The organism is Actinomycetota bacterium (assembly GCA_009923495.1).
Lineage (GTDB): Bacteria > Actinomycetota > Actinomycetes > S36-B12 > UBA5976 > UBA5976.
In genome coordinates this window covers 199430-216743 of record RFTJ01000001.1, presented here as the reverse complement: position 1 = coordinate 216743, position 17314 = coordinate 199430, and the positions used below count along the sequence as shown (strand labels likewise).

At 50.6% G+C, this 17314-nt stretch carries 15 protein-coding genes; all 15 read left to right on the top strand.

Annotated features, from left to right (window positions below):
* The first annotated feature begins 178 nt into the window (after positions 1 to 178).
* Complete coding sequence (locus EBS36_01135; protein ID NBU31763.1) at positions 179 to 3406, top strand: DNA-directed RNA polymerase subunit beta; 3228 nt, start codon at positions 179 to 181, stop codon at positions 3404 to 3406.
* A gap of 53 nt (positions 3407 to 3459) precedes the next feature.
* On the top strand, positions 3460 to 7338 hold the full coding sequence (locus tag EBS36_01130; GenBank protein NBU31762.1) for a DNA-directed RNA polymerase subunit beta': 3879 nt from the start codon (positions 3460 to 3462) through the stop codon (positions 7336 to 7338).
* A 306-nt stretch (positions 7339 to 7644) separates the two neighbouring features.
* Positions 7645 to 8142 carry a carbonic anhydrase gene (locus tag EBS36_01125; GenBank protein NBU31761.1) on the top strand — a complete coding sequence of 166 codons (498 nt, stop codon included), beginning with the start codon at positions 7645 to 7647 and terminating at the stop codon, positions 8140 to 8142.
* Between the two features lie 472 nt (positions 8143 to 8614).
* On the top strand, positions 8615 to 8989 hold the full coding sequence (locus EBS36_01120; protein NBU31760.1) for a 30S ribosomal protein S12: 375 nt from the start codon (positions 8615 to 8617) through the stop codon (positions 8987 to 8989).
* Complete coding sequence (locus tag EBS36_01115; protein ID NBU31759.1) at positions 8989 to 9459, top strand: 30S ribosomal protein S7; 471 nt, start codon at positions 8989 to 8991, stop codon at positions 9457 to 9459. The genes EBS36_01120 and EBS36_01115 overlap by 1 nt, the downstream gene beginning before the upstream one ends.
* A 24-nt stretch (positions 9460 to 9483) precedes the next feature.
* Positions 9484 to 11604 carry an elongation factor G gene (gene fusA, locus EBS36_01110; GenBank protein NBU31758.1) on the top strand — a complete coding sequence of 707 codons (2121 nt, stop codon included), beginning with the start codon at positions 9484 to 9486 and terminating at the stop codon, positions 11602 to 11604.
* Positions 11605 to 11694: 90 nt separating this feature from the next.
* A complete protein-coding gene (tuf, locus tag EBS36_01105; GenBank protein NBU31757.1) occupies positions 11695 to 12888 on the top strand; it encodes an elongation factor Tu in 1194 nt (397 codons plus the stop codon).
* A 107-nt stretch (positions 12889 to 12995) separates the two neighbouring features.
* Positions 12996 to 13304: a 30S ribosomal protein S10 gene (locus EBS36_01100; protein ID NBU31756.1), complete on the top strand. Its 309-nt coding sequence runs from the start codon at positions 12996 to 12998 to the stop codon at positions 13302 to 13304.
* Positions 13305 to 13319: 15 nt separating this feature from the next.
* Positions 13320 to 13964, top strand: coding sequence for a 50S ribosomal protein L3 (locus tag EBS36_01095; GenBank protein ID NBU31755.1), 645 nt, complete (start codon positions 13320 to 13322; stop codon positions 13962 to 13964).
* Between the two features lie 2 nt (positions 13965 to 13966).
* Positions 13967 to 14641 carry a 50S ribosomal protein L4 gene (locus tag EBS36_01090; GenBank protein NBU31754.1) on the top strand — a complete coding sequence of 225 codons (675 nt, stop codon included), beginning with the start codon at positions 13967 to 13969 and terminating at the stop codon, positions 14639 to 14641.
* A gap of 3 nt (positions 14642 to 14644) precedes the next feature.
* The gene (locus EBS36_01085) at positions 14645 to 14944 is read left to right on the top strand and encodes a 50S ribosomal protein L23 (GenBank protein NBU31753.1); all 300 of its coding nucleotides are present in this window, start codon (positions 14645 to 14647) and stop codon (positions 14942 to 14944) included.
* 29 nt (positions 14945 to 14973) lie between these two features.
* Positions 14974 to 15810, top strand: a complete 837-nt coding sequence (locus EBS36_01080; GenBank protein ID NBU31752.1) for a 50S ribosomal protein L2 — start codon at positions 14974 to 14976, stop codon at positions 15808 to 15810.
* Positions 15811 to 15821: 11 nt separating this feature from the next.
* On the top strand, positions 15822 to 16103 hold the full coding sequence (locus tag EBS36_01075) for a 30S ribosomal protein S19 (protein ID NBU31751.1): 282 nt from the start codon (positions 15822 to 15824) through the stop codon (positions 16101 to 16103).
* Positions 16104 to 16161: 58 nt separating this feature from the next.
* On the top strand, positions 16162 to 16536 hold the full coding sequence (locus EBS36_01070; GenBank protein ID NBU31750.1) for a 50S ribosomal protein L22: 375 nt from the start codon (positions 16162 to 16164) through the stop codon (positions 16534 to 16536).
* A 2-nt stretch (positions 16537 to 16538) separates the two neighbouring features.
* Complete coding sequence (locus EBS36_01065) at positions 16539 to 17312, top strand: 30S ribosomal protein S3 (GenBank protein ID NBU31749.1); 774 nt, start codon at positions 16539 to 16541, stop codon at positions 17310 to 17312.
* Positions 17313 to 17314 lie beyond the last annotated feature (2 nt).

The window sequence follows — 17314 nt, the reverse complement described above, 5'->3', positions numbered from 1 at the left end:
TCGTGTGGATTAGCTGTCCGGCACCGACAAAAAGCCTGAAATACGAGGGTTTTTGCTAGAAAAATTCCTGCATTGGACAGCGGCAACCGCCTCTAGGTATGCTGTAAGTTCGCCATACCCAAAAACAGACCATTCATCTGCCCTGTGCATTTGACGGGGTCTATTTTGTTGTGGCTTCATGCTCGTACGTTCGGAAGGAACACCCTTGGCATCCTCGCGCTCAACTTCCCGCAGTTCCACTGGCCCAAAGCGGGTCTCTTTCGCCAAAATTCGTGAGCCACTAGAAGCTCCGAATTTGTTGGCGCTGCAGATGGAATCATTTGACTGGCTTCTTGGCAACGATGCGTGGAAAGCTCGCGTCGCTGCAGCCCTTGAATCCGGCAACACTGAAATCCCGCAGACCGCAGGTCTAGTCGATGTGTTTGCTGAAATCAGCCCGATCGAAGATTACAACGGCCAGATGTCGCTAACTTTCTCTGAACCAGGTTTCGATGATCCGAAGTACACCGAAGATGAATGTCGCGATAAAGACCTAACTTACTCACAGCCACTTTATGTGAACGCTGAATTCATGAACAACGAAACTGGCGAAATCAAGAGCCAGACCGTGTTCATGGGTGATTTCCCACTTATGACCAAGATGGGCACTTTCATTATCAACGGAACCGAGCGGGTAGTTGTTTCACAGTTGGTTCGCTCACCTGGTGTTTACTTTGAAAGCTCGATTGACAAGTCATCTGACAAAGATGTCTTCACCACCAAAATCATTCCAAGCCGCGGTGCTTGGCTTGAGTTTGAAATTGACAAAAAGGATATCGTTTCTGTTCGCATTGATCGTAAGCGCAAGCAGCACGTAACCACATTTCTCAAGGCTCTTGGTCTTACCAATGATGACATCCGGACTCAGTTCGGTGCTTATGAATCAATGATGAGCACCTTGGATAAAGACACCACTACGACACAGGATGAAGCCCTACTCGATATCTATCGCAAACTTCGTCCAGGTGAACCACCAACTGTTGAAGCCTCGCGCAGTCTGCTGAATAATTTCTACTTCAATCCCAAGCGCTATGACCTTGCAAAAGTTGGTCGTTACAAAGTCAACAAGAAGCTTGGTCTAACCACCGATCCAACCAAGACCGTCCTTGAAGTTAGCGACATCCTTGCAACTATCGAATATTTGGTTCGTCTGCATGCGACAGAAACTGAGTTCCAGTCGACCCGTGGCACAACTCGGGTAGAAGTCGATGACATCGATCACTTTGGTAATCGTCGTCTTCGCACCGTTGGCGAATTAATCCAGAATCAGATTCGCACCGGCCTATCGCGCATGGAGCGCGTAGTTCGCGAGCGTATGACCACGCAGGATCCAGAAGCGATTACTCCGCTTACTTTGATCAACACCCGTCCAGTTATTGCAGCAATCAAAGAGTTCTTCGGAACTTCACAGTTGTCACAGTTCATGGATCAGACCAACCCACTTTCAGGTCTAACCCACAAGCGTCGCTTGTCAGCGCTTGGTCCGGGTGGACTTTCTCGTGAGCGCGCCGGCTTCGAAGTTCGCGACGTGCACCCTTCTCACTACGGCCGTATGTGCCCGATTGAAACCCCTGAAGGTCCAAACATCGGTCTGATTGGTGCGCTCTCAACCTTTGCGCGCATTAATGCATTCGGCTTTGTCGAGACTCCATACCGCAAGGTGTCCAAAGGTAAAGTAACTGACAAGATTGAGTACTTAACTGCAGATGAAGAAGACTTGCACGTTATTGCGCAGGCTAATTCACTTCTGAATGACGACAACACTTTTAAAGACCAGCGCGTTCTGGTTCGCAAAAAAGGTGGAGAAGTTGACTATGTGACTGGCGACGAAGTTGACTTCATGGATGTTTCACCTCGTCAGATGGTCTCTGTTGCCACTGCAATGATTCCGTTCCTTGAGCATGACGATGCAAACCGCGCGCTCATGGGCGCAAATATGCAACGTCAGGCGGTGCCATTGCTCCGTGCTGAAGCTCCCTATGTTGGAACCGGTATGGAGTACCGCGCAGCTAAAGATGCTGGTGATGTAATCGTTGCTACTGGTAGTGGCATTAATCAGCGACTCGTACAGGATGACGTACTTTCTTCGATCCACATTGAAGAACATGAAATTGATGCTCGCGACACCAAACTTGGTCCAGAGGAAATCACTCGCGACCTACCAAATCTTTCCGACGAAGTTCTAGCCGACCTCGACGAACGCGGAATCATTCGCGTTGGCGCCGATGTTGTGCCAGGCGACTTGTTGGTTGGCAAGGTAACACCTAAGGGTGAGACAGAGCTAACTCCCGAAGAGCGTTTGCTTCGCGCAATCTTTGGTGAGAAGGCGCGTGAAGTTCGCGACACCTCACTTAAGGTTCCGCATGGTGAATCCGGCAAGGTCATTGGAGTTCGGGTGTTCTCTGCCGAAGACGGCGATGAACTAGCCCCTGGCGTAAATCAAATGGTTCGCGTTTACATCGCCCAGAAGCGCAAAATCACCGAAGGTGACAAGTTAGCCGGTAGACACGGCAACAAGGGTGTAATCGCCAAGATTCTTCCACCCGAAGATATGCCATTTTTGGAAGACGGAACTCCAGTTGATGTAATTCTGAATCCACTTGGTGTTCCAGGCCGTATGAACATTGGCCAGATTCTTGAGTTACATCTCGGTTGGATTGCATCACAAGGCTGGGAAATCGAAGGCGAACCGGATTGGGCTGAAAACTTGATTAAGTCAGGAAACAAGTCAATCGAGCCACGCACTCGTTTGGCCACCCCAGTCTTTGATGGCGCGCGTGAAGAAGAAATCACCGGCCTGCTCTCATCAACTTTAAAGACTCAAGAGGGGCTAACTTTGGTTGGCGAAAATGGAAAGGCCAAATTGTTTGATGGTCGTTCCGGAGAGCCATTCCCTGGTGAAATTTCAGTTGGCTACGCCTACATCTTGAAGCTACTGCACTTGGTAGATGACAAGATTCACGCTCGCTCAACCGGTCCTTACTCAATGATTACCCAGCAGCCACTTGGTGGTAAGGCACAGTTCGGTGGACAGCGTTTTGGTGAGATGGAAGTTTGGGCACTCGAAGCATACGGTGCTTCATACGCACTCCAGGAACTGCTCACCATCAAGTCTGACGATGTGCTTGGTCGCGTTCGCGTTTATGAGGCCATCGTTAAGGGCGAGAACATCCCTGAACCAGGTATCCCTGAGTCGTTCAAGGTTCTGATCAAAGAAATGCAGTCCTTGTGTCTCAACGTCGAAGTACTTTCAAGCGATGGTCAAGCAATCGAATTGCGCGACACTGCTGAAGAAGTCTTCCGCACCGCTGAAGAACTAGGTATCGACCTGTCACGCCGCGAGGCGCTCAGTGTCGAAGAAATCTAATCTTCGCGTAAGTATCCGTCCCCAAGAGTTTTAATAGAAATAGAGGAAACAAAGTGCTAGACGTAAATGTCTTCGACGAATTGCGAATCGGTCTTGCTGGTGCTGAGCACATTCGCGCCTGGTCGCATGGTGAAGTAAAGAAGCCAGAGACCATCAACTACCGAACCTTAAAGCCTGAGCGTGATGGACTCTTCTGCGAAAAGATTTTCGGTCCAACTCGTGACTGGGAATGTTACTGCGGTAAGTACAAGCGCGTACGCTTCAAGGGCATCGTTTGTGAACGATGTGGCGTTGAAGTAACCCGCTCAAAAGTTCGCCGCGAGCGCATGGGTCACATCGAACTTGCTGCTCCAGTAACTCACATTTGGTACTTCAAGGGTGTGCCAAGCCGTCTGGGTTACCTGCTAGACCTCGCACCAAAAGACTTGGAAAAGGTTATCTACTTCGCTGCCTACATGATTACCGAAGTTGATGAAGCAGGTCGTCGTGAAGACTTGCCAACTTTGGAAGCTCGCTTAGGCGAAAAGAAGAAGAACCTCACCAACAAGCGCGATGCCATCATTAACGAGCGCCTACAAAAGATGGAAGAGGACCTAGCCGAACTTGAAGCCGAAGGTGCCAAGGCTGACACCAAGCGTAAAGTTCGTGAATCTGGTGAACGCGAGATTGCTAGTGTGCGCAAAAAAGCGGACGCTGAAATTGATCGTCTCGACAAAGTGTTTGATCGCTTCCGCACACTTAAGGTGCAAGATCTTGAAGGTGACGAGATTCTTTACCGTGAAATGCGTGAAGGCTACGGTCGGTACTTCAAAGGTGGCATGGGTGCTGCCGCTATCCAGCATCGTTTAGAAACTTTTGACCTACTTGGCGAAGCGGAAAAGCTAAAGGAAATCATCGAACACGGAAAGGGCCAGAAGAAGACCCGTGCGCTAAAGCGTCTCAAAGTGGTTAACGCATTCCTAGCCACTGGTGGTTCACCAGCAGCTATGGTGCTTGACGCTGTTCCAGTTATTCCACCAGATCTACGTCCGATGGTTCAGCTTGATGGTGGCCGTTTCGCTACCTCAGACTTGAACGATTTGTACCGTCGCGTTATCAATCGCAACAACCGTTTGAAGCGTCTTCTTGATCTTGGCGCACCTGAAATCATCGTCAACAACGAGAAGCGCATGCTTCAGGAATCTGTTGATGCATTGTTCGACAACGGTCGCCGTGGTCGTCCAGTAACTGGTCCGGGTAACCGTCCGCTTAAGTCACTTTCAGACATGCTTAAGGGTAAGCAGGGTCGTTTCCGTCAGAACTTGCTCGGCAAGCGCGTTGACTACTCAGGCCGTTCGGTAATCGTTGTTGGTCCACAGCTCAAACTGCATCAGTGTGGTTTGCCAAAGCAAATGGCACTTGAACTTTTCAAGCCGTTCGTCATGAAGCGCTTGGTTGATTTAAATCACGCACAGAACATCAAGAGTGCAAAGCGCATGGTTGAGCGTCAGCGATCAGTTGTCTGGGATGTCTTGGAAGAAGTTATTACTGAACATCCTGTGCTACTTAACCGCGCACCTACCCTGCACCGCTTGGGTATTCAGGCTTTCGAACCACAGTTGATTGAAGGCAAGGCAATCCAGATTCACCCACTCGTATGTACCGCGTTCAACGCTGACTTCGACGGTGACCAGATGGCTGTGCACGTTCCATTGTCTGCAGAAGCTCAGGCTGAAGCGCGCGTCTTGATGCTTTCGACGAATAACATTTTGTCGCCAGCGAATGGCCGCCCAATTACCTCGCCGACTCAGGACATGGTTCTAGGTTTGTACTCGCTTACTCGTCATCAAGCTGGTGGCCTAGGTGAAGGTCAAATTTACAGTTCGGTAGCAGAGGCAGTAATGGCCTACGACATTCACAATCTTGGCCTGCAGAGTAAGGTAAAGATCCTCTTTGCCGATGTTGTGCCACCGGCCGATGAAACTCCAGAGGGCTGGAATCCTGGCGACAGTGTTGTCCTAGAAACGACCCTTGGCCGAGCGCTATTCAACGAAGCCTTGCCTGACAACTACCCATTTGTTAACACTGAAGTTAAGAAGTCAAAGCTTGGTGAAATTATTAATGACTTGGCTGAGCGTTATCCTAAAGTCCAGGTTGCTACCACTTTGGATGCGCTGAAGGAAGCCGGATTCCACTGGGCAACTCGCTCTGGCGTAACCATCTCCTTTGCTGATGTCGTGGCTCCTGATTCAAAGGGTGCCTTGCTTGCTGAAGCAGAAGAAAAAGCTGAGAAGATTCAGAAGCAATACGACCGCGGTTTGATTGCTGACTCTGAGCGTCGTCAGGAACTGATTGAAGTTTGGACAGATGCAACAAGTCGAGTTGCTGAAGCCATGACCGCAAACTTCCCAGTAACCAACCCTGTCTGGATGATGGTGGATTCGGGTGCTCGTGGAAACATGCTTCAGATTCGACAGATTGCAGGTATGCGTGGTCTGGTGGCTAACCCGAAGGGTGAGATCATTCCGCGACCAATCAAGAGCAACTTCCGTGAAGGCTTGTCAGTACTTGAGTACTTCATCTCGACTCACGGCGCTCGTAAAGGTTTGGCCGATACTGCGCTTCGTACCGCTGACTCGGGTTACCTAACTCGACGACTAGTTGACGTTTCACAGGATGTCATCATCCGTGAAATTGACTGCGGAACTGATCGTGGTTTGGCAAAGAGCCTGACCGATAGTCACCTTGATACCTCAATCGCATCTCGCTGTTTAGCGCAAGATGTTGTTGCTGGCGGTAAGACACTTTATGCCGCGGGAACTGACATCGGCATCCTTGATGTTGACGCGATTATTGCAGCTGGAATTGAAGAAGTTAAAGTTCGCTCAGTTCTTACCTGCGATAGCCGCTACGGTACTTGTGCGAAGTGCTACGGCCGTTCACTTGCAACTGGAAAACTTGTTGATATCGGTGAAGCTGTAGGTATCATTGCTGCTCAGTCGATTGGTGAACCTGGAACCCAGCTAACTATGCGTACCTTCCACACCGGTGGTGCGGCAGATGGTGGCGACATTACCCACGGTCTACCTCGCGTTGTCGAATTGTTTGAGGCACGTACTCCGAAGGGCGTTGCGCCGATCAGCGCAGCTACCGGACGTATCCGTATTGATGAAACCGATAAGGCTCGTAAGATCGTGGTCATTCCAGATAATGGTGACGAAGAATTGTCATATGCAATTCCACGCCGGGCAAAGCTGGCCACAATTGATGGAACACGGGATGGTCGAACGCTTGCTGATGGTGACACTGTGCAAGCCGGTCAGCCGCTATTGCTTGGAAAGCCCGATCCAAAGGAAGTTTTGCGTATTCGCGGTCCACGCCAGGTGCAGATTCACCTTACTGATGAAGTTCAGGAAGTTTATCGCTCACAGGGTGTATCTATTCACGATAAGCACATCGAAGTAATCGTGCGGCAGATGCTCAAGCGCGTAGTTATCGTCGAGCAGGGTGACTCACAGTTCCTAACCGGTGAACTTGTTGAGCGCACCGCTTACGAAAGTGCGAACCGCCAATTGGTTACCGAGAATAAGGGCAAGTCCGCATCAGCTCGTCCAGAGTTGATGGGTATTACCAAGGCTTCTCTTGCAACCGAATCATGGTTGTCGGCTGCATCGTTCCAGGAGACCACTCGTGTGCTTACTGACGCTGCAATCAATGGCAAGAAAGATCCATTGCTTGGCCTAAAGGAAAATGTCATCATCGGTAAGTTGATCCCTGCTGGTACTGGACTTCCGCGCTATCGCAATGTCAAAGTTGAACCAACCGAAGAAGCCAAGGCTGCAGTTTATGCAACCATGAGTTCTTTTGACGCTTATGAGATTGCTGATTTCGGCACCGGCACCGGCGAAGCTGTCCGCTTGGATGATTTTGAATTAGGTCGCTCCAACGCCTAAGTAAAAATTTAAATGGGGTCGAGTGCAAACTCGGCCCCATTTTTATGAAAATTTGTTTTTGCAAAATCTGTGCAGTTGAAAAATCTATTCAGGCAATGCAAAAGATTATCGGCAATAATTTTCACATGCGTCAGATACAACTCTTAGTTCGTCGACTGCACGTTGACAATATGACGCTTACTACTACTCGCTGTAGTTAAGACCACTAGTTCACGAAGCAGTTGTCAGTTTTTCTGGGCAACTAACTAGTGGTCTTTTTGCATACTAATTCAATCGCAAACTAACTAATTCAGTAAAGGGAAAACTATGTCAGTAACTGACGAATATTTGGAAAACAATCGCAAGTACGCCGAAACATTCACTGGTCCGCTACCACTACCGCCAGCGCGCAACATTGCTGTTGTGGCCTGCATGGACGCTCGACTAGATGTCTACGGCATCCTAGGTCTCGGGCAGGGAGAATCACATGTCATTCGTAATGCCGGTGGCGTAGTAACTGATGACGAGATTCGATCATTAGCTATCAGTCAGCGGTTACTTGGAACCAAGGAAATCATCCTGATTCATCACACTGATTGCGGAATGCTTACTTTCACCGACGATGGATTCAAGAAATCAATCCAGGATGAAACTGGCATCAAGCCAGAATGGGCTGCTGAAGCCTTTGAAGATCTGGATACAGATGTGCGACAGTCAATAGCTCGCATTAAGAACAGTCCATTCATTCCACATACTGACCAAGTGCGCGGCTTTGTGTTTGATGTGGCAACCGGACTCTTAAACGAAGTCGAATACGCGCAGTAGCAAAACGAAAATCAGCCGCAAGCTAGCGCCTGATCATCGTAACCGAGCAAAATATGGGGTTAGAACGTGGTTCTGGCCCCATATTTCGGTTTTGCCACCAAAATCCCTGCAAACATTGAATTTTATGGCGGTTTTTGCTCACCCTGGTAATGTTTATTCAGCCAGTTGCCGGCGCGACACGCCGCAGCTCATTTTGGCCCGATATCTCGTTTTGACCTGCTCGGACTTAGTAGGTAGTGTTTTCCCTTGTGCCCAACGAAAGTTGGGTCTCGCACCTATGCCTAGGGCTTCCCCAATGGGGCAGAACTTGCCGACATGTGCTCAATTGATTGAGAATGCGGTAAAGATTTCTGCGAATTGGGCGACACACCCGACCGCGTGGGTCGCAGAAGCGGGAAGCAATTCCAACTCACAAAAACAAAACAGTTGTTCCAACGCAACCGCGTTGGACTTCGAAAGCTAAGGAGTAAGTGTGCCAACAATCCAACAGTTGGTCCGTAAAGGTCGACAGGATAAGGTCACCAAGAACACCACCCCTGCCTTGCAGGGTAGCCCTCAGCGCCGTGGTGTTTGCACGCGTGTCTATACAACAACGCCTAAAAAGCCAAACTCGGCTTTGCGCAAAGTTGCTCGCGTGCGTTTGACCAGCAAAATCGAAGTCACCGCTTACATTCCAGGCGAAGGCCACAACTTGCAGGAGCACTCAATCGTGCTTGTCCGCGGTGGTCGTGTGAAGGATCTTCCTGGTGTTCGTTACAAGATTATTCGTGGCGCACTAGACACCCAAGGTGTTAAGAACCGCAAGCAAGCACGTAGCCGCTACGGCGCGAAGAAGGAGAAGAGCTAATGCCACGCAAAGGTCCTGCTCCTAAGCGACCCGTCGTTATTGATCCGGTTTACGCCTCACCAGTTGTAACCCAACTTGTTAACAAGATTCTTCTTGATGGCAAGAAGTCAACTGCCGAATCAATCGTCTACGGCGCACTAGAAGGTTGTCGCGAGAAAACTGGTACCGATCCAGTGCAGACGCTTCGCCGCGCATTAGAAAATGTTCGCCCAACTCTTGAGGTCCGTAGTCGTCGAGTCGGTGGCGCTACCTATCAGGTTCCAGTCGAGGTAAAGCCTGGCCGAGCTAACACCCTTGCTCTTCGTTGGTTAGTTGGTTACTCACGTGCACGTCGCGAGAAGACCATGACCGAACGCTTAATGAATGAAATTTTGGATGCTTCTAACGGCCTAGGTGCTGCTGTAAAGAAGCGAGAAGACACCCACAAAATGGCAGAGTCCAACAAGGCCTTTGCTCACTACCGCTGGTAATCACGAGAAAAAGAGACAGACAAAGTGGCAACTGAGACCTCACTCGACCTCGTCAAGACCCGAAACATCGGGATCATGGCGCACATTGACGCGGGCAAAACTACCACCACCGAGCGCATCCTGTTCTACACCGGTATCAATTACAAGATTGGTGAAGTTCACGAAGGTGCAGCAACCATGGACTGGATGGAACAGGAGCAAGAGCGCGGCATCACTATTACCTCTGCTGCAACCACTTGCACTTGGAAAGACCACACCATCAACATCATCGATACACCCGGTCACGTTGACTTCACTGTTGAAGTTGAGCGATCACTTCGAGTACTTGATGGCGCGGTAGCCGTATTCGATGGCGTTGCCGGTGTTGAGCCACAGTCCGAGACTGTATGGCGTCAGGCGAATAAATACAACGTTCCTCGTATTTGCTTCGTAAACAAACTTGATCGCACAGGCGCAAGCTTCTTTATGTGTGTTGACATGATTAAAGAGCGTCTTGGCGCAAACCCACTCGTCCTTCAGCTGCCAATTGGTGCGGAGGGCGATTTCATTGGTCTAGTTGATTTGATTCGCATGCGGGCAATGGTTTGGCGTGGCGAAACTGCAATCGGTGAAGATTATGTTCTTGAAGACATTCCGGCAGATTTGCAGGATCAAGCAGACGAGTACCGTCACGCAATGCTTGAGACCATCGCGGAAAACGATGAAACATTCATGGAGAAGTTCTTCGAAGACGAAACTTCAATTACCGAAGACGAGATTCATGGCGCAATCCGTCGAGTATGTATCGCAGGTACTGCCGTGCCAATCGTTACTGGAACAGCTTTCAAGAACAAGGGCGTACAGCCAATGCTTGACGCTGTTGTTCGTTACCTACCTTCACCACTTGATGTGCCAGTAACTCTAGGCCACAAGCCAGGACATGAAGATGTTGAGATCGAGCGCACACCTAGCGATAAAGAACCATTGGCAGCGCTTGCATTCAAGATTGCGACCGACCCACACTTAGGTAAATTGACTTACGTCCGCGTTTACTCAGGTCGCCTAGAGGCTGGCTCACAGGTTCTTAACTCAGTTAAGGATCGCAAGGAGCGAATTGGCAAGATTTATCGAATGCATGCCAACAAACGCGAAGAAATTTCTTCAGTAGGCGCTGGCGACATCATCGCAGTTATGGGCTTAAAGGACACCACAACCGGTGAAACTTTATGTGACCCAAGCAATCCAATCGTTCTAGAGTCAATGACGTTCCCAGCACCGGTTATCTCTGTTGCTATCGAACCAAAGACCAAGGGTGACCAAGACAAGTTGGGTACCGCTATCCAGCGTCTTTCCGAAGAAGATCCAACTTTCCGCGTTCACACTGACGAAGAGACTGGCCAGACCATCATCGCGGGCATGGGCGAATTACATCTTGAAATCCTCGTAGATCGTATGAAGCGCGAATTCAAGGTTGAAGCAAATGTTGGCAAGCCACAGGTTGCCTACCGTGAAACCATCACCAAGTCAGTTGACCGAATTGACTACACCCACAAGAAGCAGACCGGTGGTTCAGGTCAGTTCGCGAAGATCCAAATCGGTATCGCGCCATTTAAGGCCGAAGCTGACGCCGAAGGCTCACAGACTGGGTATGAATTTGTCAACAAGATTACTGGTGGACGTATCCCACGCGAATACATTCCATCGGTTGACGCTGGCTGCCAAGAGGCTATGGAGAATGGCGTTCTTGCTGGCTACCCAATGGTTGATGTTCAGGTAACCCTGATTGACGGTGCTTACCACGATGTTGACTCTTCAGAACTTGCATTCAAACTCGCCGGTTCAATGGCATTCAAAGAAGGTGCGCGTCAAGCGGGCCCAGTAATTCTTGAACCGATGATGTCAGTCGAAGTAACTACCCCAGAAGATTTCATGGGAGATGTTATTGGCGACCTCAATTCTCGACGCGGCCAGATTCAGGCCATGGACGAGCGCCACGGCGCTCGCGTGGTCCGAGCTCTAGTGCCGTTGTCTGAAATGTTCGGCTATGTGGGAGACCTTCGTAGTCGTACTCAAGGGCGTGCGAGTTACTCCATGGAGTTCAACTCATACGCTCAAGTTCCTGCGAATGTACAGACGGAAATCGTCTCGAAAGCGCGGGGCGAGTAACGGCCCCACAGGCCAAAAAACCAAAATGATGGTCGAAGTGAAGGTCACATCGGCAAAAACCATCGGCACAAGGATCCAGGAGGACCCACAGTGGCAAAGGCGAAGTTCGAGCGGACAAAGCCGCACGTAAACATCGGCACAATCGGTCACATTGACCACGGCAAGACCACGCTGACTGCTGCCATCACCAAGGTGCTGCACGACGCATACCCAGACGTAAACCCATTCACGCCTTTCGATCAGATCGACAAGGCACCTGAAGAGCGTCAACGCGGTATTACGATCTCGATCGCTCACGTTGAGTATCAGACCGAGGTTCGTCACTACGCGCACGTTGACTGCCCGGGTCACGCTGACTACATCAAGAACATGATCACCGGCGCGGCTCAGATGGACGGTGCAATCCTCGTGGTTGCAGCGACTGACGGCCCAATGCCTCAGACCAAAGAGCACGTACTACTTGCTCGCCAGGTTGGTGTTCCTGCAATCGTTGTTGCACTAAATAAGTGCGACATGGTTGATGATGAAGAACTCATCGAATTGGTGGAAATGGAAGTTCGTGAACTTCTTTCTTCATACGAATTCCCAGGCGATGACATTCCAGTTGTTCGCGTAGCTGCTTTCCCTGCACTTCAGGGCGATGCAAAGTGGGCAGAGTCAATCCTTGAATTGATGAAGGCTGTAGATGACTACATCCCAACACCAGCTCGTGAAACTGACAAGCCATTCTTGATGCCAGTTGAAGACGTATTCACGATCACTGGTCGTGGCACCGTTGTTACGGGTCGTATCGAGCAGGGCATCATCAAGGTCAACGAAGAAATCGAAATCGTTGGTATCCGCCCAGACGTACAGAAGACCACCGTTACCGGTGTTGAAATGTTCCGCAAGCTTCTTGACGAAGGTCAGGCTGGCGAGAACGTTGGTCTTTTGCTTCGTGGAACCAAGCGTGAAGATGTTGAGCGCGGCCAGGTTCTTTGCAAGCCAGGTTCAGTGACCCCACACACCGAATTCGAAGCACAGGTTTACATCCTGAGCAAGGATGAAGGTGGCCGTCACACTCCATTCTTCGACAACTACCGCCCACAGTTCTACTTCCGTACCACGGACGTAACTGGCGTAGTTAAGTTGCCATCAGGAACCGAAATGGTTATGCCTGGCGACAACACCGAAATGTCAGTAACTCTGATTCAGCCAATCGCTATGGATGAAGGTCTGCGTTTCGCTATTCGCGAAGGTGGCCGCACCGTTGGCGCAGGCCGAGTTGTAAAGGTTATCAAGTAACAAATTTGGTGAGCTGCGGTGGCTCGCAAGAGTCACCGCAGCATCCAATCAGTAAGACAAGTTAAGACAAACAGGCAGTATCTACAGAAAAGGACGGTCAAGCCAAGATGGCTGGACAGAAAATTCGTATCAGGCTAAAGGCCTACGATCACGAAGTTATTGATTCATCGGCACGAAAGATTGTCGAGACGGTAACCCCTACTGGCGCGAAGGTTGCTGGGCCGGTTCCACTGCCAACTGAGAAGAACGTGTACTGCGTGATTCGCTCACCGCACAAGTACAAGGATTCTCGCGAACACTTTGAGATGCGTACCCACAAGCGCCTCATTGACATCATTGACCCAACACCAAAGACGGTTGATTCGCTGATGCGTCTTGACCTGCCTGCTGGTGTTGATATCGAGATTAAGCTCTGACGGGATTAGAGAAACATGGCTACCGATAAGAAGGGTCTACTCGGCGAAAAGCTGGGCATGACTCAGGTATGGGATGAGAACAATCGCATTGTTCCAGTTACCGTAATTAAGGCAGGACCTTGCGTCGTGACTCAGGTGCGTACACCTGAAGTCGATGGCTACAGCGCTGTGCAGATTGCATTTGGCCAAGTAGATCCACGCAAAGTAACTCAGCCACAATTAGGGCATTTTGCAAAGGCTGGCGTCACGCCTCGCCGTCACTTAATCGAACTTCGTTTTGATAACGCTTCCGAGTACACCCTCGGACAAGAACTTGGTGCAGATACTTTCGAAGCCGGAACCACCATTGACGTAACTGGTGTTACCAAAGGTAAAGGTTTTGCTGGAACTATGAAGCGCCACGGATTTGCTGGCGTAAGTGCTTCACACGGTGCGCACAAGAATCACCGCAAACCCGGTTCAATTGGCGCTTGCGCAACTCCTGGCCGAGTATTCAAAGGTGTGCGCATGTCTGGCCGCATGGGTGGTATCAAGCAGACAACTCAGAACTTGCAGGTCCAGGCAGTTGACGCCGAAAAAGGCATCATCTTGATCAAAGGTGCAATTCCAGGTCCTACCGGCAGCGTAGTTCTACTTCGCACTGCAGCGAAGGGAGCATAACCATGACTTCAGTAGACGTTAAGACACCAGAAGGCACAAAAGCTGGCAAGGTTGAATTACCTGCAGAACTTTTTGATGTGCAGGCAAATGTTGCACTTATTCATCAGGTAGTAGTTGCCCAGCTTGCTGCTGCTCGCAGTGGTAACCACGACACCAAAGACCGTGGTGAAGTAAGCGGATCAGGTAAGAAGCCTTTCAAGCAGAAGGGAACCGGTCGCGCTCGTCAGGGCTCGATTCGTGCTCCGCAGTACCGCGGCGGTGGCGTGGTCCATGGACCAACACCTCGTGATTACTCACAGCGCACCCCGAAGAAAATGAAAGTAGCTGCTCTTCGTGGGGCACTTTCAGACCGCGCTCGTAATGGTCAAGTTCACGTTGTTTCAGCAATTGTTGAAGGCGAAAACCCATCCACCAAGAGTGCACTAGCTGCATTAGCAAACATTTCAACTGCTAAGAACATCTTGGTCGTCCTAGACCGCACCGAAGTCGTTTCAGCGGTTAGCTTGCGCAACGCACAGAATGTACACGTATTAGTTGTCGACCAATTGAACACCTACGACGTACTTATCAGCGATGATGTTGTATTCACCAAGGCTGCGCTTGAAACCTTTATCGCAGGTCCAGCTCGCGGCAAGTCCGTTACCGCAGTTGCAACTTCTGCAGAAGTGGAGGCGTAAGTCATGAAAATCGCAGACCCACGCGACATTCTTTTAGCACCAGTCATTTCAGAAAAGAGCTATGCGCTTCTTGATGAAAACAAGTACACATTCGTTGTTCGCCCAGATGCCAACAAGACTCAAATCAAGTTGGCCGTAGCCGAAGTTTTCGGGGTAAAAGTCACCGGCGTGAACATCATCAACCGCCAGGGCAAGCGCTTGCGCACTCGTACTGGCTTTGGCAAGCGCCCAGACACCAAGCGAGCAATCGTAACCGTGGCAGCTGGCGACCGTATCGACATCTTTGGTGGACCAGTTAGCTAACTGGACCAAGACAGAATAGGGACAAATTCATGGGAATCCGTAAGTACAAGCCGACTACACCGGGCCGTCGTGGCTCAAGTGTTGCCGACTTCGTCGAGATCACCCGGTCAACACCGGAGAAGTCACTCGTACGCCCGTTGCACAGCAAAGGTGGTCGTAACAGTTCAGGTCGCGTAACTGCTCGCCATCAAGGTGGCGGCCACAAGCGTGCCTACCGCGTTATCGACTTCCGTCGTGCCGACAAAGATGGTGTACCGGCAAAAGTTGCACACATTGAGTACGACCCAAACCGCACGGCTCGCATTGCCTTGTTGCATTACGCAGACGGGGAAAAGCGTTACATCATTGCCCCAAATAAGTTAAAGCAAGGCGATCGCGTTGAAACCGGTCCAGCTGCTGATATCAAGCCAGGTAACAACTTGCCTCTTCGCAACATTCCAGTAGGTACCGTTGTGCACGCAATTGAACTTCGCCCAGGTGGTGGAGCAAAGATTGCTCGAAGCGCAGGCACCAGCGTCCAGTTGGTAGCAAAAGATGGACCTTACGCACAGTTACGAATGCCATCAGGTGAAATCCGTAACGTTGACGCTCGTTGCCGAGCAACCGTTGGTGAAGTTGGCAACGCCGAGCAGAGCAACATCAACTGGGGTAAGGCTGGCCGTATGCGTTGGAAGGGCAAGCGCCCAACCGTTCGTGGTGTCGCCATGAACCCAGTAGATCACCCACATGGTGGTGGTGAAGGCAAGACTTCTGGTGGACGTCACCCAGTTAACCCAGCTGGTAAGCCAGAAGGTCGCACCCGCGCGGCCAACAAGGCCAGTGACAAGATGATCGTTCGTCGTCGCAAGACCGGCAAGAAGCGCTAGGAGTTGTTGCAGTGCCACGTAGTTTGAAAAAAGGTCCGTTCATTGATGGTCACCTACAAAAGAAGGTTGATGATCAGAACGCTAAGGGAACCAAGAATGTAATCAAGACTTGGTCACGTCGCTCGGTTATCTCGCCTGCAATGCTCGGTCATACCTTGGCTGTGCATGATGGTCGCAAGCACGTTCCAGTTTTTGTTACCGAAGACATGGTCGGTCACAAACTTGGTGAATTCGCACCAACTCGTACCTTTAAAGGTCACGTGAAGGACGATCGTAAGGCAAAGCGCAAGTAGTGCATTCGCACTGGTTGCCTAGAGAAGTTTTTGAAGTAGAGAGAGCAAGGGGACACTGATGGAAGCCGCCGCAATTAACTCGGCGCGTGCATCGGCACGGTTCGTACGCGTTACGCCGCAAAAGGCGCGACGTGTCATTAACCTGATTCGCGGCATGTCGGCCACTGAGGCACAGACATTGTTACGTTTCGCGCCGCAAACTGCAAGCGAGCCGATTGGCAAAGTACTAGATAGTGCTGTTGCCAACGCCACAAACAACTTCAACTTAGATCCCCGCACCTTGGTGATCGCTGAAGCATATGTCGATGAAGGCCCAACCATGAAGCGTTTCCGTCCTCGCGCTCAGGGTCGTGCTGGAGCAATTATGAAGCGCACAAGTCACATCACTGTCGTTGTCGAATCAGTTGAAACTAACTCCGGAAAGAAGGGTTAATCGTGGGTCAAAAAATTAACCCCTATGGTTTCCGCCTAGGCATCACAACCGATTACCGCTCAAAGTGGTTTGCAGATTCACAAAAGAAGGGCGAGCGCTACCGCGATTATGTCGCAGAGGATGTAAAGATTCGCGAACTTATGTCACAGGGTATGGAGCGTGCAGGTATTGCCCGAGTCGAAATCGAGCGCACCCGTGATCGTGTTCGCGTTGACATTCACACTGCTCGTCCAGGAATTGTTATCGGTCGCCGTGGTGAAGCAGCCGATGTACTTCGTGGCCGTTTGGAAAAACTAACTGGCAAACAGGTTCAGCTAAACGTTCTAGAAGTCAAGAATCCTGAGGTAGATGCTCAACTTGTTGCTCAGGGAGTGGCCGAACAGCTCTCAAGTCGTGTTTCATTCCGCCGTGCCATGAAAAAGGGTATGCAAAGTGCTCTCAAGTCCGGCGCTAAAGGCATTCGTATTCAAGTTTCCGGTCGTCTTGGCGGCGCTGAAATGAGTCGTCGCGAGTTCTACCGTGAAGGTCGTGTTCCATTGCACACACTTCGCGCTGATATTGATTACGGATTCTACGAAGCACGTACCACATTCGGTCGAATTGGCGTCAAGGTTTGGATTTACAAGGGCGATGCCCTTGGCTCGCGTGCCGAACGCGAGCAAGCTGCGGCTGCTGCTCGAGCTGGCAAGACTCCTCGCACTGCGCGCGCACCACGCACAGAGACCTCCGCACCTGCTGCAGAACCAGTAGCAGCTGCTGTAACGGAAGGGGCATAATC

Coding starts and splice junctions, on each gene's coding strand:
- EBS36_01125 (NBU31761.1), top strand. CDS start 7,645: ATGTCAGTAACTGACGAATATTTGGAAAACAATCGCAAGTACGCCGAA.
- EBS36_01100 (NBU31756.1), top strand. CDS start 12,996: ATGGCTGGACAGAAAATTCGTATCAGGCTAAAGGCCTACGATCACGAA.
- EBS36_01090 (NBU31754.1), top strand. CDS start 13,967: ATGACTTCAGTAGACGTTAAGACACCAGAAGGCACAAAAGCTGGCAAG.
- EBS36_01095 (NBU31755.1), top strand. CDS start 13,320: ATGGCTACCGATAAGAAGGGTCTACTCGGCGAAAAGCTGGGCATGACT.
- EBS36_01135 (NBU31763.1), top strand. CDS start 179: ATGCTCGTACGTTCGGAAGGAACACCCTTGGCATCCTCGCGCTCAACT.
- EBS36_01070 (NBU31750.1), top strand. CDS start 16,162: ATGGAAGCCGCCGCAATTAACTCGGCGCGTGCATCGGCACGGTTCGTA.
- EBS36_01085 (NBU31753.1), top strand. CDS start 14,645: ATGAAAATCGCAGACCCACGCGACATTCTTTTAGCACCAGTCATTTCA.
- EBS36_01080 (NBU31752.1), top strand. CDS start 14,974: ATGGGAATCCGTAAGTACAAGCCGACTACACCGGGCCGTCGTGGCTCA.
- EBS36_01115 (NBU31759.1), top strand. CDS start 8,989: ATGCCACGCAAAGGTCCTGCTCCTAAGCGACCCGTCGTTATTGATCCG.